The following is a 22,582-nucleotide window of genomic DNA, read 5'->3' as shown; positions in this document are numbered from 1 at the left end:
GAGAGACCGTGCGCGTTCGCACGGCCTTCCGCGATCCTGTTGCCGACGTCGCATCTTCCCACCCTGAGAGGAAGTCCCCTCAGTGTCCCCTGCCACACCCGCTCCGGAGAGCGGGGGCGCGGCGCTCGAACTCCTCGTCCACGGAGTCGGCGGAGCCACCCCCCAGGACATGCTCGACGACCCGAGGACCGTCCGGGTCACCGGCGACCGGACCGCCGCCATGTACCGGCGCGGCGAGGACCTCGACGCCGAGGACCACCCCGAGCGGTACGCGGCGCGCCCCGTCCCGGAGGCGTACTGCTGGTCCAACCTGACCTCGGGCGACGGTGCCCGCGCCCTGTGGCTGCTGCTCCTGCCCTTCATGGTGGCCAACCTGGCGCACTGGATGCGGCCGCCCGCAGAGGGCCGCCCGGGGCTCGTGCGGCTCTACGGGGTCCTCGTCCGCCTCGTCGCCCTCACCCTCACCGTGCTCCTCACGGCCGCCGTCTGCGAGGTCGCGCTCGACCTGACGGCCTGGCAGTGCGCCGCCACCGCCGCCTGCGCGGACGCCCACTCCTGGCTCGGCTTCCTCTCCGCCGGGCGCGGCGGCTGGTGGTCCGAGCCCGGCCGCCGCCTCGCCGTCGCCGCCGTGGTGCCGACCGCGCTCGTCGGCCTGCTCTGGTACCTCTCCAACCGGACCTGGAGCGCGTACGAGGCGCAGCGCCCGCCCACCGGCTACGACGCCCCCGTCCCCGAGCCTCCCACCGACACGGAGGCCGCGGACTCCGCCGATCCCGGCGGACCCGTCGAGCTCCGTCCCGCCCTGGGCCGCCCCGGCTTCTGGTACGGCCGCCGGCTCGTGGCCCGGCTCAGGGCAGCCCACACCGCCGCAGGTTTCCTCACCGTCGCCGCCGCCCTCGTCACGGCCGCCGCCCGCCACGACGCCGACGCCCCCGGCCTCCGGACCGTCCTCGGCTGGGCCCTCCAGGCCGCCGTCGCCGTCCTCGCCGTCGTCGTGGTCTGGGTCGTCTGCCGGCGCGGCCGCAGCGAGAGCCGACTCGACCTGCGCGTCGAACACGCCCTCGTCTCCTGGCTCCCCGCCGCCTCCCTCACCCTGCTGGCGCTCACCGCCGTGCACGCCGGCTGGTCCCGCCCCGACTGGATCTCCTCCGGAACCCTCCCCGGCGACGCCGTCTTCGGCGCCCTCACCCTCGTCCAGGGCGGCCTCGTCGTCGCCCTCGGCGTCGTCGCCCTGTTCCTCCAGCGGCCCCGCAAGGACCCCCGTACCGCGCTGCGCGGACTCGGCGGCCCCGCCGTCGCCATGCTCGCCTGCGCGCTCGGCGGGGTCATGTCCGGGGGAGTGGCGCAGCGCGTCGCCGACTGGCTCGACGGCCCCGCCACCCCCGGCATGGGCGACCGGGGCGTCCCCAGGATCGGCCCGCCGGTCCTCCTCAGCTGGCAGGCCTCGGTCATCCCCGTCCTGCTCCTGCTGCTCCTCGCGCCCGCCGCCCTCCTCGCCGTACGGACCCTCCTCGACGCCCGTCGCCTGCGCTCCTCCGTCGAGGCCGACTACGACGCCGCCGGCGAAGGCGACCCGGTCCGTACGGGACAGATCGCGGCCTGCCGGGCCCGCGCCTCGCTCACCGACTCCGCGCCCGTCCTCGTCGGCGTCGTCTCGGGGGCGACCCTGCTCCTCGGGGCCGTGTCCGTCGTCGGTGCCTGGGCCAGCGGAAACGTGCCGGGGCGCGCCTTCGACGGGGCCGGCCCCGCGATCGCCTCCCTCGCGTCCGCCACCCAGGCCCTCGGGTCCTGGATGATCGGCCTCGGCTTCCTGCTCTTCGTCACCTGGGGCCGCCGCGCCTACAGGGACGCCTCCGCCCGCCGTACCATCGGCATCCTCTGGGACGTCGGCACCTTCTGGCCCCGCGCCGCCCATCCCTTCGCCCCGCCCTGCTACGCCGAGCGCGCGGTGCCCGACCTCACCTGGCGGATGAGCTCCTGGACCCTGGGCACCGGCGGCCGGCTCGTCATCTCCGGGCACTCCCAGGGCAGTGTCCTCGCCGCGGCCGCCGTCTGGCAGCTGCAGCCCGCCACCCGGCGCCGGGTCGCCCTGCTCACCTACGGCTCACCCCTGGAGCGGCTCTACGGCCGCTGGTTCCCCGCGTACTTCGGCCCCGAGGCGCTGCGCGCCCTGAACCGTACGGTGCACTGCTGGAGCAACCTGTACCGCGCCACCGACCCCATCGGCGGCCCCGTCCGGGTCCCCGCCGAGGACGGCCGCCCGGTCGTCGACGCAGCGGTGCTGCTCGACCCGGTCGCGTACGGCCGCACCCGTGAACACCCCTTGCCCGAACCGATCCTGGGCCACTCCGACTACCAGGCCGATCCGGCGTTCGCCCGCCGCCGCTCCGCCCTCCTGGATCGGCTCCCGCCCGCCCTGCCGCATCAGCGCGATGCGAACGCGTCTGTGGATCAGGGGAGTTCGGGCAGATCCTCCGGGTAGAGCAGGGTCAGGTCGTCCGTGCTCGCCTCGGCGAGCGCGGCGACCCGGCCCGCGTGCTGCTCCACCATCGACTCGAAGGTCTGGCGTGCCGTACGGCCGTTGCCGAAGGCGGGACCCTTGGGTAGCTTCTCGAAGTACGTGAGGAGCGCGTCGTCCGTGCCCGGGGCGAGCCGGTACTCGTGCTCGTCCGCCTGCTGGCCGACGATCCGCAGCAGCTCGTCCGGCTCGTAGTCGCCGAAGGTGATGGTCCGTGAGAAACGGGACGCCACACCGGGGTTGACGGTGAGGAAGCGCTCCATCTCCGCCGTGTACCCGGCGACGATCACCACCACCGCGTCCCGGTGGTCCTCCATCAGCTTCACCAGCGTGTCGATCGCCTCACGTCCGAAGTCACGGCCCGAGTCCTCCGGTGAGAGCGCGTACGCCTCGTCGACGAACAGGACCCCGCCGCGCGCCCGGTCGAACGCCTCCTGCGTGCGGATCGCCGTCGAGCCGATGTGCTCGCCGACCAGGTCCACCCGGGAGACCTCCACCAGGTGCCCGCGCTCCAGGACCCCGAGCGAGGCGAGGATCTCGCCGTACAGCCGGGCCACCGTCGTCTTGCCCGTTCCCGGGTTGCCCGTGAAGACCAGATGACGCCGGACCGAGGCCGCCTTGAGCCCCGCCTCCTGGCGCCTGCGCCCCACCTCGATCATGTTGGTGAGGGTCCGCACCTCCAGCTTGACGCTCTCCAGACCCACCAGCGCGTCCAGTTCGCCGAGCACGTCCTGCGAGGAACGGGCCTCCGGCGCCGGCTCCGGCGCGGCCGGCACGACCGCGGGGGCGCGCGGCGTGGGCACCGTGCCGAGCAGCCCCGCCGACTGCGTGGCCGTCAGGACCGTACCCCCGTCGGGTACGGAGGAGCGGACCGCGCTCTCGTCGCTGGTGCAGTCCTCCGCACTCGCGCCCTCCTCGGGGAACTCGTAGCCGCCGCGCGCGCACCGCTCCGTACGGCACTTGCGCAGGGTCGTCCGGCAGCCGTCCGTCACGTGGAAGCCGTACCCGCCGCTGCCCGTCACCCGGCAGCCGTGGAAGGAGCCGCGCCCCTCCGCCGACACGTAGAAACCGGCCTCGGCGGGCGAGGTGACCACGCACCGGTCGATCGTGGGGTCGGCGCCCTTGGTGACGATGACCCCGGTCTGCACGGAGTCGATCGTGCAGCCGCCGAGGGTGCCGCCGCTGCCGTGGTCCCGGAACCAGGCACCGGTGGACGCCTCCCGGATCCGGCAGTCGTCGAGCTGGGCCGTGGCCCCGTCGCTCACCGACACCGCCGTGTTCCGCACCTGCGTCAGATCGCTGTCGACGACGTCCACGCGCGAGCCCCGGTCGAGGACGAACAGCGCGTCGGGTACGTCGTGCACCCGGCAGGCGTCGAGGACGGCGGTCGCCCCGTCGCTCACCCACACCGCCGGGTAGTCGCCCGTACTGTCGTGGATCTCGCACTGGTTGGCGTCCACCCGCGTCCCCGGGTCCCACACCGACAGGCCGTTGCGCCCGAAGCGGCGGACGGTCGACCGGGTGAGCGTCAGGACCGAGCGCGAGCGCAGGTCGACGGCGTTCTCCGGGACGTCGTGGATGTCGCAGTCGGAGAGCGTGAGCACCGCGTCCGTGTCGAGCGTGATGCCGTCCGCCGAGGTGCGGTGCACCGACGAGTCGGTGAGGTGCGCGGTGGCGCGGGCCGCGATCTGCAGACCGGCGCCCTTGATCTCGTACACCTCGCAGCCGACGCCCTCCAGACCGCTGCCCTCGCCGGTCACGGCGATCCCGGCGCCGGAGGCGTGGTGCACCCGGCACCGCTCGAGACGCGGATGCGCCCCGCCGCGCACCGAGACGCCGGCCTGCCCGGCGGAGACCACCTCGCACTCCTCGAACACCCCGCCCGCGCCGTCGAGCACGGCGATGCCGACACCGGCGGGATTGTCGATCGTGCAGCGGCGGACCGTCGGCCGGGCGGCGCCCCGCACCTCGATCCCGGCGGCCGAGCGGGTCATGATCCGCAGGTCGAGCAGTTCGGGCGTGCCGTCCTCGACGAGCAGCGCGGGGGCGGCCACGTCCTGCCCCTCGATGTGCAGGTCCTGCACGGTGACGGAGGCGCGGAGGGTCAGCGGCACCCCGTCCGGGGGCGCGATCCGCACCGAGCCGACCCCGCCCTCGGGCCCGCGCAGGGTCACGGCTCGCCGGATCACGAGGTTCTCCCGGTAGGTCCCGGGCGCGACGGTGAGCACGTCCCCGTCGCCCGCGGCCTCCAGGGCGGCGGCGAGAGAGGGGTACTCACCCGTGCGGCGCCGCCACCGCGATGTGCCGGTGTGCGTCACCTGGACCGTGCCCTGTGCCATGGGTGTGTCCTGCCCCCGCCTCATGCCTCGCCGCTGATCCGATGCCCCACCGTAGCGCGCGCGGCGCCCCCGGGTTGACGGGTCGACGGCCCCCGCACGCACCGGGGCCCACCCGCCGCCGGGCATGCGTCACCGCCGGTCCGGGGCGGTCCGGAGCGGTCGAGGTCGGTCGGGGAGCGGTCGAAGTCGGACGGGCCGCCGTGCGGGAGGGCCGGGGTCAGCTACCCGTGCCCGTACGACCCCAGTCGGGACCCGCCGCCGCCCACGCGCGGTCGAGCCGCGCGTACCGCCGCACCACCAGTCTGCGGACGGCGAGGCGGCGGACGAGCTCCACCAGGAGACCGACGAGGAGCGCGGCCGTCAGGCCGGCGATGACCGCGTGCGCCCGAGCCGTCCCCGCCTGCATCGGCGCCGCCACCGGGCGCCCCTCCCGGTCCGTCCACAGCCGGAAGGCGGCGCCGGGCGCGGAGTGCTGCCGGGCCGTCGCCACCGTCCCCGTACGCGCCGAGCCGTCGGGCGCGGTCCAGCGGGCCACGACCGAACGCCGCAGCCGCTCCTCCCCGGCGGTCTCGACGGACCGGGCACCGCTCACGGGCCCGTCGGCGAGCCGCACGACCCGGGCCGTGGTAGCCACCCGTTGTTCCTGCTGCGTGCGGACCGCGCGCGACAGCGAGCCGTACGCCGATGAGCCCGCCGCCCAGCCCGCCAGGGGCACGGCGAGGCAGAGCAGCACGGCCGCCGCGAAGGCGACCCACGCCTCGACGAGATCAGTGGTCCGGCGCAGGGGATTGTGCCGCCAGCGCCAGAGTCCGGTGGCTGCACGCACGTGTGGACCCCCTCGTTGTTCGCCGCTCCTCCAACGAGTGTGCCCCCGGGCCTGGTTCCCCGCCTGTCGGGCCGGTGAATGTGATGCGCGCCCCGAAGGGCCGGATCCTCAGTCGAGGATCTTCACGGCGTCGCCGACCCGGACCGTGCCGGTGTGTTCGGGGACGAGGTTCTGGCCGAAGAGGACCCGGCCGTCGCTCTTGCGGTGCAGCGCGAGGGTCCGCAGGGGCTCCTTGCCCCGCTCGGCGGTGAGCTGGTCGGTCGTGGTGACCACGCAGCGCCCGCAGGGCCTGGCGACCCGGAAGGTGACCTCTCCGACGGCGATCCGCGTCCAGCCGTCCTCCGCCCAGGGGGCGGTGCCCTCGATCACCAGGTTCGGCCGGAACCGGTTCATCGGCAGGGGGCCCTCGTGGGCGTGGTCGCCCTGGGCGATCAGGGAGTTGAGGGCGTCGAGCGAGGAGGTGGTGGCGACGAGCAGCGGATAGCCGTCCGCGAAGCTCACGGTCTCGCCGGGCAGCGCGTAGTCGGGATCGACCGGACGCCGGTGCTCGGGCGCGTCCATGTGCACGAGCCGTATGTCGCTCTCCAGGTACTCCGAGAACCAGGCGGCCGCGGCGGGGCCGGCCGGGACCGCCTCCACGAGCTGGTCGAAGATCTCCACCGTGACGGTCGGCGTGACCGGTGGGGGCGTCGGTACCTCGACGGCCAGCGTCGGGTGGCCGGGCGCGGACAGGGAGACCCCGCCGCCCGGCAGCGGCTGCGCCGTGGCCAACGCCATCCGGGGGTGACGGCGTTGGGTCACGACCTTGCCCGCCGCGTCGACGGCGGTCCAGCGGCGGTCCCCGGCCAGCCCCCAGGGCTGGACCTCGGCCTCCGTGGCCGCCAGTGCGCGCATGGCCTTCACCGGGTGGACGTGGACGGAGCGGAGCACAGGAGTCGGCATGCCCTCATCCTGCCAGCCACCCCGCCACCGACGTCGGCCGGTGCGCGAAGACCGGTCCGTGACCGGTCGGTCACCCCGGTCAGTAACCCCCGCCCTGGTAGGGACGGTTGTACGGGTCGTCGTACGGCGCGGGGGCCGGGACCGGCGCGGGCCGGGGAGCCGCCGGACGCATCGCCTCGTAGCCGGCGGCGGCCGGGCGGGGCTGCTGCGGGTACTGGCCGCCCGGGTAGCCGCGCGGGGCGACCGGCTGCTGCGGGATGTACGGGGCGGGGGCGTGCTGCAGAGGGACGGGAGCCATCTGCGGCGAGGGCTGCGGGTAGCCGTACCCGCCGCCATAGGCGGGGGAGGGCTGCGGGCTGGGCGCCGCCGGGAGGGCGGGCAGTGCCGCGGGAAGCGCCGGCAGGTAGGAACCGCTTCCGGCGCCGGCGTAACTGCCGGTGTCGTAGGCGGCGGGCACTCGGATCGGGGCGATCTGAGGCGTGCCCCGCTCGGCGACCAGGGAGTCGTAGATCGGGGTGTCCGGGAAGGACGGCGCGGTGTGGTAACCGCCTCCATAGGTGGAGCGGGGGGAGGTCATGGCACATAAGTTAAGCCCACGATGTGCTGGTTGGGGAGTCCCTATCTTCGGGTCATCCGTTTTACGCTATTTTTGGCCGCCTGACCTGCCAAAACATCGTCAAAGCTTTGGTTGACGGCAAGGGGATTTCCCCTCGGAGTACCCGCGGGTAACGAGAAGTGGCGGACCGACTTCAAAGGGCGACATTCTCGCGGCCCGCGGATGCGGTGAAGTCGCCTTCCCGGATTTCTTGATCATTCGACGGTGTCACCGTCCCCTCGCCGACCCGGCCGCGCCGCTCCCGCGGGGGTCGCCACCACGCGCGCTGACGCTCGGCATGGTCGGTGCTTCGCAGGCCCTCGGCGGCGAGGCCCGGACGGTGACCTCCACGCGCGGTGGTGAAGGCGGCCATGACGAGGGCGGCGACCACGTCGTCATCGACAAGTCGAAGACCAACCTCGACCGCAGCTGCCAGGGTGGCACGTTCGGCTACTGCACGCAGAAGGTGAACTTCGCGCCCAAGATCCTGGGCGACGTCTCCCTGATCGGCACGACCGGCCTCATCGGTCTCACCGGCACGACCGGCACGACCGGCACGACCGGCACCGACGGTACGACCGGCACCACGGGCACGACGGGGACGGACGGCACGAACACGCCCCCGCCCGGGGACGCCGAGTGGTGTTCGCCCGGTTTCTGGAAGAACCACCTCGACGCGTAGGGGCCGACCGGCATCAGCCCGGACACCACCTACAGCTCCGTCTTCGGCGCCCCTCCGCCGCGCTCCCCGCAGGGCGTCATGCAGACGGAAACTGTTCGCCCCGAACCCGATGCAACGCAACGACGCCGTCGGAGCCCGCGTGAACACCCAGGGCCCGGACGGCCGTTACCACGTCAGCGAGTGGATCAACCTCACCGCCCAGGACATCGCGGCGATCCACGGCAACCCGGCCCCCAGCCGCACCGACCAGAACATGCTGCGCCGCGCCTGGGACGCCTACGTCGCCACGCACAGCCTGCGGGACGACCGGCCCAAGGGCACGCGCGGACAGCTGACCCGCGACTACCTGGAGCGCGTGGTGCTCCAGCGCACCGGCAGCACCTGGAAGGGCGAGCGGATCGTCTCCGTCCAGGTGGCGGGCCGGTTCACGATGGTGGACCCGCCGGGCTGGAGCTCCGAGCAGGCGTCCGACACCACCGACTACCGGCTGCTGCCCTGGTGGACGGTGACCGATCAGGACCACAGGAGCCTGTGACATGACCACGCACACCCCCACGGCCACCGCCACGGCCGTTCGAGCGACCGAGCGCCTCGGGCGGCTCCTGCCCAAGATCACCACCGTCCGGGCCCCCTACCAGGCCGCCGTCTTCAGGATCGGCCTGTCCGCCGTGGTCCTGGCCTTCCTCCTGCGGGAATGGCCGCACCGTCACGTGCTGTACGGCGACCGCAGCCCGCTCTCCTTCGACCTGGCCCAGGCCCTGGTCCGCGAGGAGCGCACCTTCACCGTCCTGACATGGGGCGACGGCGCTCTGTGGTTCGAGACCGTCTACGCCGTCACCATCGCCGCCGCGCTCGCCGTCCTCCTCGGATGGCGCACCAGGGGCACCACCGTGCTGCTCATGGCCGGGGTCCTGTCGATCATCAACCGCAACACCCTCGTCGGGGACGGCGGCGACAACGTCGTGCGGATCGTGGTCATCTACCTGGTCTTCACGCGCTGCGCCCACGTGTGGTCCCTCGACGCCCGGCGCGCGCGCATCCGCCGGGACCAGCCGCACCTCGACCCGACCGGCATGCTGCTGTGGGCGGCGGCCGTGGCGGTGCTCGTACCGCTGTCCTCGTGTGCCTGATCTACGCGACGGCCGGCTGGTACAAGATCCAGGGAAGCCGCTGCCAGGAGGGCAGCGCCCTCTACTACGCCCTGCACCTGGACTACTTCGCGCCCTGGCCCGCGCTCTCGGGGTACCTGGCCGGCAGCACCCTCACGGTCCTGGTCCTGAGCTACGCCACCGTCATGGTGCAGGTGGCCTTCCCCTTCACGCTCGCCAACCGCAAGGTGAAGAACGTGCTGCCGGCCGCGATGACGGCCGAACACCTCGGGATCGCCGTCGTCCTCGGCATCCCCTTCCTCTCGCTCGCCATGGTCGTGTGCGACGCGGTGTTCCTTCCCACCTCCCTCCTGGTCGCGCTCGGCGCCCGCTGCGGCCGACTCGCCCGATCGCGGTCCGGCGGTCCCGGCGGGGTGCCCCAGCCGCGGCCCGCGGCGCCGCTCCCCGTGCCGGAGAAGTCAGCTTCGTGAAGGGGCCGCGGAAGGCGGGGCGTTCACCGGTCGGGCGCCGCCTCCGGGCGCGCGTACGTCCGGCCCTTCCACGCCGCGCCCCGGCCCCGGTAGTGCCGCACCGCCGAGTCCACCGTCATCAGGAGATAGAGGAACGCGGTGAACGGCAGCAGCGGAGCGAGCCACAGCGGCTGCCGGTAGTAGCGGAGCATCGGCACGTACGTCCCCGCCATCACCGCCCACGCCGCGCCACCGGCCCACGCCGCCGCCGCGTCCCCGCCCCACACACCCGTCACCAGGGCCACCGGCGGGACGAGATAGACGAGCGCGAGCCCCGCCACCGTTCCCAGCAGCAGGAGCGGGCTGTGCCGCAGCTGCGCGTACGCGCTGCGCGCGATCATCCGCCACAGCTCGCCGAGCCCCGGATACGGACGGACGCTGTCGACCCGGTCCGCGAGCCCCAGCCAGATCCGTCCTCCCGCCCGCCGCACCGCCCGCGCGAGCGACACGTCGTCGATCACCGCCTGCCGGATCACCTCCGGCACGTCCGCCGCCACCGCCGTCTCCGTCCGCAGCAGCACACAGCCGCCCGCGGCGGCCGTCGCCAGGGGCCGCGCCCGGTTGATCCAGCGGAAGGGATAGAGCTGGGCGAAGAAGTAGACGAACGCCGGAACGACCAGCCGCTCCCACACGCTCGCGATCCGGAGCCGGGCCATCTGCGACACCAGGTCCAGGTCGTTGTCCACGGCCGCCGCCACGAGCCGCCGCAGGCTGTCCGGCTCGTGCGCGATGTCCGCGTCCGTCAGGAGCAGGAACTCGGGCCCACGCGCGCGTGCCAGTGCCATGCCATGCCGCAGCGCCCACAGCTTCCCCGTCCAGCCCGGCTCCGGCTCGCCCGGCGACGCCACGGTCAGCCGCAGCCCGCCGTACCGGCCGGACAGCTCGGCCGCGAGCCTCCCCGTGCCGTCCGTGCTCCCGTCGTCGACGAGGAAGACCTCCGCGACCCCCGGATAGTCCTGCGCGAGCAGCGACGGCAGGCTCAGCGGCAGCACCGCCGCCTCGTCCCGCGCCGGCACCACGACGGCCACCCGGGGCCAGCCGTCCGGCGGCGTCCCCCGCTCCCGTGGCGTCCGCCGCTCCGGCGGCAGCCGCTGATCCGTGCGCCAGAAGAAGCCCTGGCCGAGGAGCAGCCAGACCCAGGCGGCCAGGGAGACGATCGAGAACCAGGCAAGGGTGCTCATTCGCGGCAGTCTGCCCCAGATCGCGGGGCTCGCAAGGCTCATCGGCTAGGGTGACCGGGTGAAGATCGCGCTCATGGACTCCGGAATCGGCCTCCTCCCGGCGGCGGCCGCGGTGCGGCGGCTCCGGCCGGACGCGGATCTGCTCCTCTCCAACGACCCCGACGGCATGCCGTGGGGCCCGCGCACCCCCGAGGACCTGACGGGGCGCGCCCTCGACGTCGCCCTCGCCGCCGCGGAGCACCGTCCGCAGGCGCTGATCGTGGCCTGCAACACCGCCACCGTGCACGCCCTGCCCGCCCTGCGCGCCGCCCTCGAACCGAACATCCCCGTCATCGGCACCGTGCCCGCGATCAAGCCGGCCGCCGCCGCCGGCGGCAAGGTCGCCATCTGGGCCACCCCCGCCACGACCGGCAGCGCCTACCAGCGCGGACTCATCCGCGACTTCGCCGACGGCGCCGAGGTCACCGAGGTGCCCTGCCCCGGGCTCGCCGACGCCGTGGAGCACGCCGACCGGGACGCCGTGGACGCCGCCGTCGCCGCCGCGGCCGCGCTCACCCCGCCCGACGTCCGCGCCGTCGTCCTCGGCTGCACCCACTACGAACTGGTCGAGGAGCGGATCCTCGCCGCCCTGGAGGCCCGCAGGCGGGCCGGGCTGCCGCCGATCGTCTTCCACGGCTCCGCCGACGCCGTCGCCGCGCAGGCCCTGCGCCGGATCGGCGCCGAGCCCGCGCCCGACGCGGACCCCACCGGCACCCTCTCCGTCCTGCTCAGCGGGCGGCCCGGACAGCTCCCCGCCACCGCCCTCGGTTACGCGGAAGGGCGCGCCCTCGCGGCCACGGCCGTCGCGCGCTGAAAGAGCTCACCGAGCGTCATCGGGCGGCTCCGCTCCGCCGCGCTGGTCCGGCCGATCCTGGGTACTCTTCCAGGTATGAGGGAGTACTCCCGGAAACCACGCGCCGACGAGCTCGCGCCCGTCGTCTGGACCGGCCGTGCCACCAACCGCTTCCAGTGGGTGGCGGCGGTCGCCGGTGCCGCCTGCATGGCCCTGGGCATCACCCTCGCCGTCGAGTCCCCGTGGACCTCCGGCATCGCCGCCCTCCTCATGGCGGTGATCGGCTGCGTCGCGGCCGGGCTGCTCGTCCTCTTCGGCACCCTCGCCTTCGTCCACGTGGCCGTGAAGGTCGACGACCGCGCCATGGAGGTCCGCTGCGGCCACATCGGCGTGCCGCGCCGCCGCATCCCGCTCGCCCAGGTCGTCGGCGCCGACTTCGCACCGAGCGTCACCCCGCGCCAGTGGGGCGGCTGGGGCTACCGCTGGCGGCCCGAGAAGGGCACGGCAGTGATCGTCCGGCGCGGGGAGGGCCTGGTCCTCCGCCTCGGTGACGGCCTCACCTTCACCGTGACGGTCGACGACGCCGAATCCGCGGTCCGGGTCATCCGCGACCGCCTCCGCCACCCGGCCCCGCCGGTCCCGCCCGCCGCGACCGGCGTGTGACCCGGGCGCGACCCGGATGTCACCCGGTGGGCGAGAGGAGCCCGGGCCGGTCACACCGGCTCCGAGGCGACCCGTACCGCCCTCCTCGTGGACAGGAACGACCCGTAGACTCCGCCAGGTGAGCGCCACCATCACCCCCGTCGACGCGTCCGGAACCGACACCGCACCCACGCCGGGTTCCCGGCTGCGGCGGTTCGTGCGGCCCGGGGCGGCCCTGCTGTCCGGATTCCTGCTCTACCTGAGCTTCCCGCCGCGCCCCCTGTGGTGGCTCGCGCTGCCCGCCTTCGCGCTGCTCGGCTGGACCCTGCGGGGCCGCCGGCTCCGCGCCGGCTTCGGCCTCGGCTACCTCGCCGGGCTCGGCTTCCTGCTCCCGCTCCTCGTGTGGACCGGCGAAGAGGTCGGCGCCGGCCCGTGGCTCGCCCTCGCCGCCGTCGAGGCGCTCTTCGTGGCCGCCGCGGGCCTCGGCATCGCGGCCGTCTCCCGGCTCCCGTGGTGGCCGTTCTTCGCCGCCGGGGTGTGGATCCTCGCGGAGGGGGCACGCGCGCGCGTGCCCTTCGGCGGTTTCCCCTGGGGCAAGGTCGCCTTCGGGCAGGCGGACGGCGTCTTCCTGCCGCTCGCCGCCGTCGGCGGCACGCCGGTGCTCGGTTTCGCCGTCGCGCTCTGCGGCTTCGGCCTGTACGAGGCGTACCGGCGGGTCCGCGCGTACCGGGACACCGGCACCGTCCCGCGCGGCCCGCTCGCCGCGGCGGCGCTCTCGGTCCTCCTCCCGGTCACCGGCGCCCTCGCCGCGCTGCCGCTCGTCGACGACTCCGCCGAGGACGGCACCGCCACCGTCGCCGCCGTCCAGGGCAACGTCCCCCGCCTCGGCCTCGACTTCAACTCCCAGCGCCGGGCCGTCCTCGACAACCACGTGGCCCGCACCCGCGAGCTCGCCCAGGCCGTCAAGGAGGGCCGCGAGCCGCAGCCCGACTTCGTGCTGTGGCCGGAGAACTCCTCCGACATCGACCCGTACGCGAACGCCGACGCGGCCGACGTCATCGACGGCGCCGTCAGGGCGATCGGCGTGCCCACCGTGATCGGCGCCGTCGTCGCCCCCGAGACCGGCAAGCTCCGCAACACCCTCATCGAGTGGGACCCCGAGCGCGGCCCCGTCGCCACGTACGACAAGCGGCACGTGCAGCCCTTCGGCGAGTACATCCCGATGCGGTCCTTCGTACGGATCTTCAACAGCAACGTCGACCGGGTGAGCCGCGACTTCGGCGCCGGCACGAAGGTCGGTGTCTTCGACCTCGCCGGCACCAGGGTCGGCCTCGCGACCTGCTACGAGGCGGCCTTCGACTGGGCCGTGCGCGACACCGTCACGCACGGCGCCCAGCTGATCACCGTCCCCAGCAACAACGCGACCTTCGGCCGCACCGAGATGACCTACCAGCAGCTCGCGATGAGCCGGGTGCGCGCCGTCGAGCACAGCCGGTCGGTCGTCGTGCCCGTCACCAGCGGGGTCAGCGCGATCATCCGCCCCGACGGCGAGATCGTCGCGCAGACCAAGATGTTCACCCCGGACGTCCTGGTCGAGAAGGTGCCGCTGCGCTCCTCGCAGACGCCGGCGACCCGCCTGGGCACCCTGCCCGAGGCGCTGCTCGCGGCCCTCGCGGCGGCCGGTCTCGGCTGGGCGGCCGCCCGCGCGGTGCGCGCCCGCCGGAACCGGGCGGTCTGAGGCGCCCTGGCGCCGACCCGTAGATGATCTAGGGTCGGGGGATGGGTACTCCTGACTTCATCCGCGAACTGCGCAAGACCGCCGGGCATCAGCTGCTCTTCCTGCCGGGCGTCAGCGCCGTCGTCTTCGACGACCGGGGCAGGGTCCTGCTCGGCAAGCGGGCCGACAACGGGCTCTGGGCGGTCATCGGCGGCATCGTCGACCCGGGGGAGCAGCCCGCCGACGCCGTGGTGCGCGAGGTGTACGAGGAGACCGCCGTGCGCTGCGTGACCGAGCGGATCCTGCTCGTGGAGACCCTGAGCAAGCCCGTCGTCTACCCGAACGGCGACACCTGCCAGTACATGGACGTCGCGTTCCGCTGCCGGGCGGTGGGCGGCGAGGCTCAGGTCAACGACGACGAGTCGACCGAGGTCGGCTGGTTCGGGGTGGACGAGCTGCCGGAGATGAAGCGTTTCTCGTATCTCAGGATCGAGAAGGCGCTCGCCGACGAACCCACATGGTTCCGCACCACAGCAACCAGCTGAACTATGGGCGCGGCACACATCGGTGGGGGAGGGGCCCGTTCATAGGGTGCGGAGCATGAGCGCCCCCCTCACCACCCCCGTCACCGTCCCCGGCACCGCGCTCGGTGCCGACGCCGCCTCGCCCCTGCCCCGCCCCGCGGGCCTCGCCCTCGACCTCACCGGCCGCACCGCGCTCGTCACCGGCGCGGCCGGCGGCATCGGGCGCGCCTGCGCACTGCGGCTCGCCGCCGCCGGGGCCCGGGTCAGAGCCGTCGACCGGGCCGCCGAAGGCCTGGAGACCCTGGCCGAGGAGGCCGGCGCGCTCCCCGGCGACCTCGAACCCCGCCTCCTCGACCTGACCGACCTGGACGCGGCGGAGGCGGTGGCCGCCGGCACCGACATCCTCGTCAACAACGCCGGGATCCAGCTGGTCCGCCCCATCGAGGAGTTCCCGCCGGACGTCTTCCACACCGTGCTCACCGTGATGCTGGAGGCGCCCTTCCGGCTCATCCGGGGCGCCCTGCCCCACATGTACGGCCAGGGCTGGGGGCGGATCGTGAACCTGTCCTCCGTCCACGGGCTGCGCGCCTCCGCCTTCAAGTCCGCCTATGTGGCCGCCAAACACGGTCTGGAGGGCCTCTCCAAGACCGCAGCCCTCGAAGGCGCGCCGCACGGGGTCACCTCGAACTGCGTCAACCCCGGCTACGTCCGCACCCCGCTCGTCGAACGGCAGATCGCCGACCAGGCCGCCGCCCACGGCATCCCGCCGGAGCGGGTCCTCGCCGAGATCCTCCTCAAGGACTCGGCGCTCAAGCGGCTCATCGAACCGGAGGAGGTCGCCGAGGCCGTCCTCTACCTCTGCACCCCCCAGGCCTCGTTCATCACCGGCACCTCCCTCACCCTCGACGGCGGCTGGACCGCCCACTGAGACGGACCCCTGTGAAGCTTGTCCACAGGGGTGGTGCGAGCACACGTACGGCAGGTATCCCTGTGTCCATGTCCCACGAACACGTCTCCTACCTGGAACTCCTCGCCCGAGGAGCCGCGACGGAGGCCTACGACCGGCCCGTGCTGCTCGCCCGCGCGAGCGGCGCGGGCCCCGAGGCGCTGGCCGGGCTCGAAGAGGCCAAGCAGCTCGCGCTGCGGGTCCGGGCCGAGCTGGAGGGGCGGCGCCGCCGCGAGGCGGAGCTCTCCGCCCTGTTCGCCACCGCCCACGACCTCGCGGGACTCCGCGACCTCGACGCGGTGCTGCGCGCCATCGTGCAGCGCGCCCGCTCGCTCCTCGGCACCGAGGTCGCCTACCTCAGCCTCAACGACCCGGCCGCCGGCGACACGTACATGCGGGTCACCGAGGGCTCCGTCTCCGCCCGCTTCCAGCAGCTGAGGCTCGGCATGGGGGAGGGGCTCGGCGGCCTGGTCGCCCAGACCGCCCGCCCCTACGTCACCGACGACTACTTCGACGACGCGCGCTTCCAGCACACCCGGACCATCGACACGGCCGTACGCGACGAGGGCCTCGTCGCCATCCTCGGCGTGCCGCTCAGCCTCGGCAGCCAGGTCATCGGCGTACTGTTCGCCGCCGACCGCAGGGCCAGGGTCTTCGAGCGCGAACAGGTCGCGCTGCTCGGCTCCTTCGCCGCGCACGCCGCCGTCGCCATCGACACCGCCAACCTGCTCGCCGAGACCCGCTCGGCCCTCGCCGAGCTGGAGCGGGCCAACGACATCATCCGCGAGCACAGCGCCGTCATCGAGCGGGCCTCCGAGGTCCACGACCGGCTCTCCGAACTGGTCCTGCACGGCGGCGGCGTCCACGACGTGGCCGAGGCCGTCTCCGAGGTCCTCGGCGGCACCGTCGAGTTCACCGAGTCCGGCGCCGGCTCCGCCCGCCGCGCCGGGGGCCACGCGGTCCGCGAGGGCGACGACTGGGTGGCCGCCGTCTCCGCCGGCGGTGAGACCCTGGGCGCCCTCGTGCTCCACGGGCAGCCCGACCTCGACCCCGTCGACCAGCGCACCCTGGAGCGCGCCGCCCTGGTGACCTCGCTGCTGCTGCTCGCCCGCCGTTCGGCCGGCGAGGCCGAGCAGCGGGTGCGCGGCGAGCTCCTGGACGACCTCCTCGACGCCCCCGACCGGGACCGCCGCCTGCTGCGCGAGCGCGCCGCCCGCCTCCGTACCGACAGCGAGGCCCCGCACGTCGTGCTCGCCGCCCGCATCGACGGGGCCGCGGACGGCGCCGCCGACAGCGACGCCGGCCGCCGGGAGAGCGCCGACCGCCAGCGGCTGTGGTCGGCCGCCTCGCACCTGGCCGCCACCCGTCACGGACTCGCCTCGGCACGCGACGGCGGTACGGTCCTGCTGCTGCCGCTCGGCCCGGGGGAGAGCGCCGCCGACCTCGCCCGCCAGACCGCCAGGAGCCTCGGCGGCGCGCTGCGCGAACCGGTCACCGTCGGCGCCTCCGCGCCCGTACGGACGCCCCTCGACCGCCCGGACCAGGTGGCCGTGGCGTACGCGGAGGCCCGCCGCTGCCTGGACGCGCTCGTCCTGCTGCACCGCTCGGGCCAGGGCGCGGCCGCCGAGGACCTCGGCTTCCTCGGCCTCCTCCTCGCCGACGGCCGGGACATCGACGGCTTCGTGGGCCGGACGATCGGGCAGGTCGTCGCGTACGACCGGAGCCGCGGCACCGACCTGGTCCGCACCCTGGACGCGTACTTCGCCAGCGGCATGAGCCCGGCCCGCACCAAGGACGAACTCCACGTCCACGTCAACACGGTGGCCCAGCGCCTGGAGCGCGTCGGCCGGCTCCTCGGCCCCGACTGGCAGTCCCCGGCCCGCGCCCTGGAGATCCAGCTGGCACTGCGCCTGCACGCCCTCTCGGACGCGGTCACCGGGAAGTGACGCACAAGGCCCTGTGCCCCGCTCATGATGAGCGGGGCACAGGGCTTCGCGAGGCGGATCAGACGTCGGCGCGGACGCGGGCGTCCTCGGCGGTCCGCTCGTCGGTCTCGCCGAGGTCCCGGTCCCGGGTCTCGCGGGCGCAGGCGATCGCGACGACCGTGAGCAGCGCGGCGGCGATCACGTACAGGGCGATCGGGGTCGAGCTGCCGTAGTCGGCGAGGAGCGCGGTCGCGATGAGCGGCGCGGGGGCCCCGGCGGCCACGGAGGAGAACTGGGCACCGATGGAGGCGCCCGAGTAGCGCATCCGGGTCGCGAACATCTCGGAGAAGAAGGCGGCCTGCGGCGCGTACATCGCCCCGTGCAGGACCAGACCGACCGTGACGGCGAGCAGCAGCGAGCCGAAGCCGCCGTGGTCGATCAGGAGGAAGAACGGGAACATCCAGGCGCCGACGCCGACCGCGCCGACCAGGTAGACGGGGCGGCGGCCGATCCGGTCGGAGAGCGCGCCCCAGGCGGGGATGACGGCGAAGTGGACGGCGGAGGCGATGAGGACGGCGTTGAGGGCGGTCTGCTTGCTCAGGCCGACCTGGGTCGTCGCGTACACGAGGATGAACGCGGTGATCACGTAGTACGAGATGTTCTCCGCCATGCGGGCGCCCATCGCGATCAGCACGTCCCGCCAGTGATGCTTCAGCACCGCGACCAGCGGCATCTTCTCGGCCTGTCCGGCGACCGCCTTGCGCTCCTCGGCGGCGGCGAGCGCCGCCTTGAAGACCGGTGACTCGTCGACCGAGAGCCGGATCCACAGGCCGACGACCACCAGGACGCCGGAGAGCAGGAAGGGAACGCGCCACCCCCAGGAGGCGAAGGCGGCGTCCGAGAGCAGCGCGGTCAGCGCGGACAGCACACCCGTCGCGAGCAGTTGCCCGGCCGGCGCCCCGGTCTGCGGCCAGGAGGCCCAGAACCCGCGCCGCTTCGCGTCCCCGTGCTCGGACACGAGCAGGACGGCGCCGCCCCACTCACCGCCGAGCGCGAAGCCCTGTACCAGGCGCAGCGCCGTGAGCAGCACCGGGGCGGCGGACCCCACGGTGGCATACGTCGGCAGCAGCCCGATCGCGAACGTCGCCCCGCCCATCATGAGCAGGCTCAGGACCAGCAGCTTCTTCCGCCCGAGCCGGTCCCCGTAGTGCCCGAAGACCAGCGCGCCCAGCGGCCGTGCGGCGAAGCCGACCGCGTAGGTCAGGAACGACAGCAGCGTCCCGACCAGCGGATCGGACTCCGGGAAGAACAGCTTGTTGAACACGAGGGCGGCGGCCGACCCGTACAGGAAGAAGTCGTACCACTCGATGGTCGTGCCGATCAGGCTGGCGGCGACGATGCGCTTGAGGGATCCGGGTGGCGTCGGAGCGGTTGTTGCGGCGGCCATGTGCACCACTTCCAGGCATGTGCGGGGACGTTTCGGTGTCGCCACACCGTAGGAAGGCGCAGGTCAGAGGCGTATGTGGTGGGACACCATAGTTCAGGGCGCTGGAGTGCGCTCCGCTGCTATGAGAGGCCGGGCCGACTGGGTGCTGGCCAACCTGCCCGATCGGCACCGCGTTCGCCGCCCGCACCGACGGACCACCTCCGGCGCGCCGGGCGGCGCGGTCAGCGGACGGCGTCCGAGTCCGGCTCGGTGCCGCCCTGGTCGAGGCGGAAGGGCGGGTAGGCGTCCGTCATCAGGCTCGCGTAGGCGGCGACGCGCAGGACCCAGCGGTTCAGTCCGGTGATCAGGTCGAACAGGTCACGCGGATACCGGTCGGTGAAGGCCACGGCGAAGCCGGCGAAGAGCGCGAGCCGGGTGACCAGGCCGCCGCTCCACCAGCCCCCCGGCGCGCATGCCGCCGGTGAAGAAGACGAGCGCGGTCGCGGCGGGCACGGGCCCGCCGGTTCCCGCCCGCGTGCGCAGGCGGGCCGGGAACGGCGGAACGTCCTCCCGGGTGCCGGGAGGGCGGAGCGGAGGCGGGTTCGTCTACTCCTCCGTGGGGCCGAGGTCGGGCGTGTCGCGGAGGTCGACGGTGCGGGCCCGGGGGCCGGCGTGGAGTTCCAGGACGACGATCTCGTTCGTCCCGGGGCGAAGGACGGGAGCCGGGACGTAGAGCGAGCGCTGGGGGCCGCGGGACCAGTAGCGGCCGAGGGCGAAGCCGTTGACCCAGGCGTTGCCCTTGGTCCAGCCGTCGAGGTGGAGGAAGGTGTCGGCCGGCTCGGTGACCTCGAAGGTGCCCCGGTGGAAGGCCGGGCCGACCGGGGTCGTCGTGGTGGCCGAGAAGGGAACGTCCGCCGGCGTGGTGAGCGGGAGCGACCGGTTCGTCCAGGACGACGGCTCGACGCCGTCGACGAGGACCGCGCCGAGAAGCCCCTTGCGGTCGTGGATGCCTTGGCCGTAGTTCACCCGACCCTGGTTCTCCACCAGGATCGAGAGCACGCTGCCGGCACGGGGGGCCGTGAAGGACAGCGCGTGCTCGTGGTTCTCCCTCTCCAGGACGCCCACCGGCTGTCCGTCGACGAAGACCTGGGCGCGGTCGCGGACCTGCTCGATCTCCAGCAGCGCGGGGCCGCGCAGGGTCAGGGTGGTCTCGTAGAGGACGAAGCCGAAGTCCTGCTCCAACTCCTCCATGGTCAGCGGCCGCCGGGAGTCGATGGCCGGTGCCGGCGTGGCCGCGCTCGGCAGCAGCTCGGCGCTCTCCGTCAACGCGACCGCCGGGACGGCCAGCTTGGTGCCCGGAGCGGGGACGGGACCGCTCGGCACGGGCGCGTACTTGGCGATGATGTCGCGGAACGCGGTGTACTTCGGCGTCGGGTCGCCGGCCTCGTCGAGCGGGGCGTCGTAGTCGTAGGAGGTGACGGTGGGGCGGTAGGTGTGCTTGTCGTTGGCGCCGTTGGTGAAGCCGAAGTTGGTGCCGCCGTGGAACATGTAGAGGTTGACCGAGGCGCCGGTGGCGAGGGCCTCGTCCAGCTCGCGGGCGGCGTCGTCGGGGTCGCGGACCACGTGGCGGGCGCCCCAGCGGTCGAACCAGCCGATCCAGAACTCCGTCGTCATCAGCGGCCCCTCGGGGCGCTGCGCGCGCAGAGCGGTCAGGTGGTGGGCCGAGCGGCTGCCGAAGTTGGCGGTGGCGAGGACGCCGGGCAGGGCGCCCCGCTCCAGGTCGACCGGCTGGTCGCAGGTGAAGAGGGGGACGTCGACGCCGCAGCGGCGGAGCGAGTCGGCGATGTGTTCCAGGTAGGCGGTGTCGTCGCCGTAGGCGCCGTACTCGTTCTCCACCTGTACGGCGAGGACCGGGCCGCCCTGTGAGGCGAGGTACGGCCGGAGCGGGGTGAGGAGGCGGTCGAAGAAGTCGTCCACCGCGGCCAGGAACCGGGGGTCGCGGGAGCGCAGCCGTATGTCCGGCTCGGTGAGCAGCCACGAGGGCAGACCGCCGCCCTCCCATTCGGCGCAGATGTACGGGCCCGGCCGGAGCAGCACGTACAGGCCCTCGGCGGCGGCGAGTTCGAGGAATCGGGGGAGGTCCAGTCCGCCGTCCAGTACGAAGCGGTCGGGGCGGGGCTGGTGGAGGTTCCAGGGGACGTAGGTCTCGACGGTGTTGAGTCCCATGAGCCGGGCTTTGCGGAGCCGGTCCTGCCACTGGCCGGGGTGGACACGGAAGTAGTGCAGTCCGCCGGACAGGAAGCGGAAGGGCCGGCCGTCGAGCAGGAATCCGGCCTGGTCCATCTGGAGATCGGGCATGCGCTGTGTGCTCCTGTACGTGAAGGGGTCGTGCGGGGCCTGGACGTAGCCTCAAGGCGTTTGCGCAAACACGCAGGGTGTGGCGATCCCTGCCCACGGGCGCGCGGGGCGGAGGCGCGACGCGGCTCCGCCCCGCGGTGCACGGGCCTACTTGTTGACGGTGAAGCCCTGGTCGTTGCCGTACTTGACGCTGACGTCCTGCCAGGCCTTGAGGCCGTCGGAGAGCTTGGTGGGGGAGACGTAGGCCTTGCCGGCGGTGTCGTTGAAGACGGAGTTGGCGTAGACCTGGAAGGGCAGGTAGGACCAGTCCTTGCCGACGTTGCGGGCGGATTCGGCGAAGATCTGGTTGGCCCGCTGGCCGCCGAAGTAGGGGAACTCGGTGTTGAGGAACGCCTCGGATTCGAGGTCGGCGCGGGTGGCGGGGAAGGCTCCGGCGGCGACGCGACTGCCGGCGCCGGTGCCGGTGGTGGCGAACTCGGTGAAGGCGTAGGCGAGTTCCTTGTTCTTGGCGGCCTTCGGAATGGCGAGGGAGCTGCCGCCGTTCTCGGCGCTGGTCTTGTCGCCCTTGGTCCACTGGGGGAGGGGGGCGACGCGCCAGTCGCCGGAGGCGGAGGCGACGCCGGAGGTGAAGTTGGCGGGCATCCAGGCGCCGATGGAGAGGGTGGCGATGGAGCCGTCGGCGAGTCCCTTGTACCAGGCGTCGCTCCAGGAGCTGACGGGCGCGAGGAGCTTCTCGTCGAGGAGCTTCTGCCAGGTGCCGGTGTACTTCTGGGCGCCTTCGTCGCCGAAGTCGATGGTGACGTCGGTGCCCTGGGTCTTGTAGGGGCGGCCGCCGGCCTGCCAGATGAGGCTGGTGGTGGCGCCGGCGTCGCCGGTGTCGTTGGTGATGAACAGCTTCGGGTCGGCCTTGTGGAGGGTGCGGGCGGCCTCCACGTACTCGTCCCAGGTGGTCGGCACCTTGACGCCGTGCTTGTCGAAGACCTTCTTGTTGTAGAAGAACGCCATCGGGCCGGAGTCCATGGGCAGGGCGTAGATCGCCTTGTCCTCGGTGACCGCGGTCCACGGGCCCGTGGTGAAGCTGGTGGCGTACCGCTGGGCGCCGTAGGGGGAGAGGTCCTCGACGGTCTTGCCGGTGGTGAACTGGCCGAGGGCGTAGTACTCGACCTGGGCGACGTCGGGGGCGCCGGAGCCGGCCGCGATGGCGTTCTGCAGGGCGGTGTACTGCTTGTCGCCGGTGCCGGCGTTGACGAGTTCGATGTCGACCTTGGGGTACTTCTTCTCGAAGTCCTCCGCCACCTTCTTCAGGGTGGGTTCCCAGGCCCACACGGTCACCTTGCCGCCCTTCTCCAGTGCGGCCGCGACGTCCTTCGGGCCGCTGTCGGAGGCCCCCGCGTCCGAGGCGTCGGAACCGCAGGCCGTGACGGTCAGCGTGAACGTGGTGAGTGCGGCGAGTGCGCCGAGCAGTCTGCGGGCGGTGTGCGTGCGCATGAAGGTGCTCCTGGTCGGTGGGG

General features: G+C 73.6%; 18 protein-coding genes and 3 pseudogenes. 12 read left to right on the top strand and 9 right to left on the bottom strand.

What is annotated here, in order from left to right; translation table 11 throughout:
• The first annotated feature begins 82 nt into the window (after positions 1 to 82).
• Positions 83 to 2,482, top strand: coding sequence for a hypothetical protein (locus ACN9M0_RS03370; protein ID WP_426403081.1), 2,400 nt, complete (start codon positions 83 to 85; stop codon positions 2,480 to 2,482).
• Here the strand turns inward: ACN9M0_RS03370 and ACN9M0_RS03365 are convergent.
• The 4 genes from ACN9M0_RS03365 to ACN9M0_RS03350 all read right to left on the bottom strand — a co-directional run bounded on the left by ACN9M0_RS03365 (position 2,452) and on the right by ACN9M0_RS03350 (position 7,202).
• Entirely contained in the window at positions 2,452 to 4,857 is a 2,406-nt protein-coding gene (locus tag ACN9M0_RS03365; RefSeq protein ID WP_366035366.1) for a right-handed parallel beta-helix repeat-containing protein, read from the bottom strand. The two genes, ACN9M0_RS03370 and ACN9M0_RS03365, sit on opposite strands and share 31 nt — an antisense overlap.
• A gap of 217 nt (positions 4,858 to 5,074) precedes the next feature.
• Entirely contained in the window at positions 5,075 to 5,683 is a 609-nt protein-coding gene (locus tag ACN9M0_RS03360; RefSeq protein ID WP_366035365.1) for an Rv1733c family protein, read from the bottom strand.
• A 108-nt stretch (positions 5,684 to 5,791) separates the two neighbouring features.
• Positions 5,792 to 6,625 carry an MOSC domain-containing protein gene (locus ACN9M0_RS03355; protein WP_426403080.1) on the bottom strand — a complete coding sequence of 278 codons (834 nt, stop codon included), beginning with the start codon at positions 6,623 to 6,625 and terminating at the stop codon, positions 5,792 to 5,794.
• 79 nt (positions 6,626 to 6,704) lie between these two features.
• On the bottom strand, positions 6,705 to 7,202 hold the full coding sequence (locus tag ACN9M0_RS03350; RefSeq protein WP_366035363.1) for a DUF6643 family protein: 498 nt from the start codon (positions 7,200 to 7,202) through the stop codon (positions 6,705 to 6,707).
• 316 nt (positions 7,203 to 7,518) lie between these two features.
• Here ACN9M0_RS03350 and ACN9M0_RS03345 point away from each other — a divergent pair, with 316 nt between their 5' ends.
• The 3 genes and pseudogenes from ACN9M0_RS03345 to ACN9M0_RS03335 all read left to right on the top strand — a co-directional run bounded on the left by ACN9M0_RS03345 (position 7,519) and on the right by ACN9M0_RS03335 (position 9,481).
• On the top strand, positions 7,519 to 7,902 hold the full coding sequence (locus ACN9M0_RS03345) for a hypothetical protein (protein ID WP_426403079.1): 384 nt from the start codon (positions 7,519 to 7,521) through the stop codon (positions 7,900 to 7,902).
• Between the two features lie 91 nt (positions 7,903 to 7,993).
• Entirely contained in the window at positions 7,994 to 8,437 is a 444-nt protein-coding gene (locus tag ACN9M0_RS03340) for a DUF5819 family protein (RefSeq protein ID WP_366035643.1), read from the top strand.
• A gap of 1 nt (position 8,438) precedes the next feature.
• Positions 8,439 to 9,481: pseudogene (locus tag ACN9M0_RS03335) on the top strand (HTTM domain-containing protein).
• A gap of 23 nt (positions 9,482 to 9,504) precedes the next feature.
• Here ACN9M0_RS03335 and ACN9M0_RS03330 read toward each other — a convergent pair.
• A complete protein-coding gene (locus tag ACN9M0_RS03330) occupies positions 9,505 to 10,701 on the bottom strand; it encodes a glycosyltransferase (protein WP_366035359.1) in 1,197 nt (398 codons plus the stop codon).
• Between the two features lie 58 nt (positions 10,702 to 10,759).
• Between ACN9M0_RS03330 and ACN9M0_RS03325 the strand changes: the two genes are divergently transcribed.
• The 8 genes and pseudogenes from ACN9M0_RS03325 (at position 10,760) to ACN9M0_RS03290 (ending at position 17,308) form a co-directional block, all read left to right on the top strand.
• The gene (locus ACN9M0_RS03325) at positions 10,760 to 11,554 is read left to right on the top strand and encodes a glutamate racemase (RefSeq protein ID WP_366035358.1); all 795 of its coding nucleotides are present in this window, start codon (positions 10,760 to 10,762) and stop codon (positions 11,552 to 11,554) included.
• Positions 11,555 to 11,629: 75 nt separating this feature from the next.
• Positions 11,630 to 12,196 (top strand): hypothetical protein, encoded by a 567-nt coding sequence (locus ACN9M0_RS03320; RefSeq protein ID WP_366035357.1) that lies wholly within the window; start codon positions 11,630 to 11,632, stop codon positions 12,194 to 12,196.
• A 118-nt stretch (positions 12,197 to 12,314) separates the two neighbouring features.
• Positions 12,315 to 13,913 carry an apolipoprotein N-acyltransferase gene (gene lnt, locus ACN9M0_RS03315; RefSeq protein ID WP_366035356.1) on the top strand — a complete coding sequence of 533 codons (1,599 nt, stop codon included), beginning with the start codon at positions 12,315 to 12,317 and terminating at the stop codon, positions 13,911 to 13,913.
• Positions 13,914 to 13,954: 41 nt separating this feature from the next.
• Entirely contained in the window at positions 13,955 to 14,437 is a 483-nt protein-coding gene (locus ACN9M0_RS03310; RefSeq protein ID WP_366035355.1) for an NUDIX hydrolase, read from the top strand.
• A gap of 55 nt (positions 14,438 to 14,492) precedes the next feature.
• Positions 14,493 to 15,344 (top strand): 3-hydroxybutyrate dehydrogenase, encoded by an 852-nt coding sequence (locus tag ACN9M0_RS03305; RefSeq protein ID WP_366035354.1) that lies wholly within the window; start codon positions 14,493 to 14,495, stop codon positions 15,342 to 15,344.
• Between the two features lie 68 nt (positions 15,345 to 15,412).
• Positions 15,413 to 16,933 (top strand): annotated as a pseudogene (locus ACN9M0_RS03300) (GAF domain-containing protein); the annotation flags it as partial.
• A 51-nt stretch (positions 16,934 to 16,984) separates the two neighbouring features.
• Positions 16,985 to 17,083, top strand: a pseudogene (locus ACN9M0_RS03295) (PucR family transcriptional regulator); the annotation flags it as partial.
• Entirely contained in the window at positions 17,057 to 17,308 is a 252-nt protein-coding gene (locus ACN9M0_RS03290) for a PucR family transcriptional regulator (protein WP_399695716.1), read from the top strand. The pseudogene ACN9M0_RS03295 and the gene ACN9M0_RS03290, both read left to right, overlap by 27 nt.
• A gap of 58 nt (positions 17,309 to 17,366) precedes the next feature.
• On the opposite strand, the gene ACN9M0_RS03285 is transcribed toward ACN9M0_RS03290, so the two are convergent.
• The 4 genes from ACN9M0_RS03285 to ACN9M0_RS03270 form a co-directional block, all read right to left on the bottom strand.
• The gene (locus ACN9M0_RS03285) at positions 17,367 to 18,734 is read right to left on the bottom strand and encodes an MFS transporter (protein WP_366035352.1); all 1,368 of its coding nucleotides are present in this window, start codon (positions 18,732 to 18,734) and stop codon (positions 17,367 to 17,369) included.
• Between the two features lie 221 nt (positions 18,735 to 18,955).
• On the bottom strand, positions 18,956 to 19,120 hold the full coding sequence (locus ACN9M0_RS03280; protein ID WP_426403078.1) for a DUF4389 domain-containing protein: 165 nt from the start codon (positions 19,118 to 19,120) through the stop codon (positions 18,956 to 18,958).
• Positions 19,121 to 19,319: 199 nt separating this feature from the next.
• Positions 19,320 to 21,071: a beta-galactosidase family protein gene (locus ACN9M0_RS03275; protein WP_366035351.1), complete on the bottom strand. Its 1,752-nt coding sequence runs from the start codon at positions 21,069 to 21,071 to the stop codon at positions 19,320 to 19,322.
• A 147-nt stretch (positions 21,072 to 21,218) separates the two neighbouring features.
• Complete coding sequence (locus ACN9M0_RS03270; protein WP_366035350.1) at positions 21,219 to 22,559, bottom strand: ABC transporter substrate-binding protein; 1,341 nt, start codon at positions 22,557 to 22,559, stop codon at positions 21,219 to 21,221.
• Positions 22,560 to 22,582: the final 23 nt, after the last annotated feature.

The organism is Streptomyces sp. R-07 (assembly GCF_049913175.1).
Classification (GTDB): domain Bacteria; phylum Actinomycetota; class Actinomycetes; order Streptomycetales; family Streptomycetaceae; genus Streptomyces.
The sequence above is the reverse complement of the archived record's forward strand: the minus strand, read 5'-3'. Positions and strand labels throughout refer to the sequence as shown.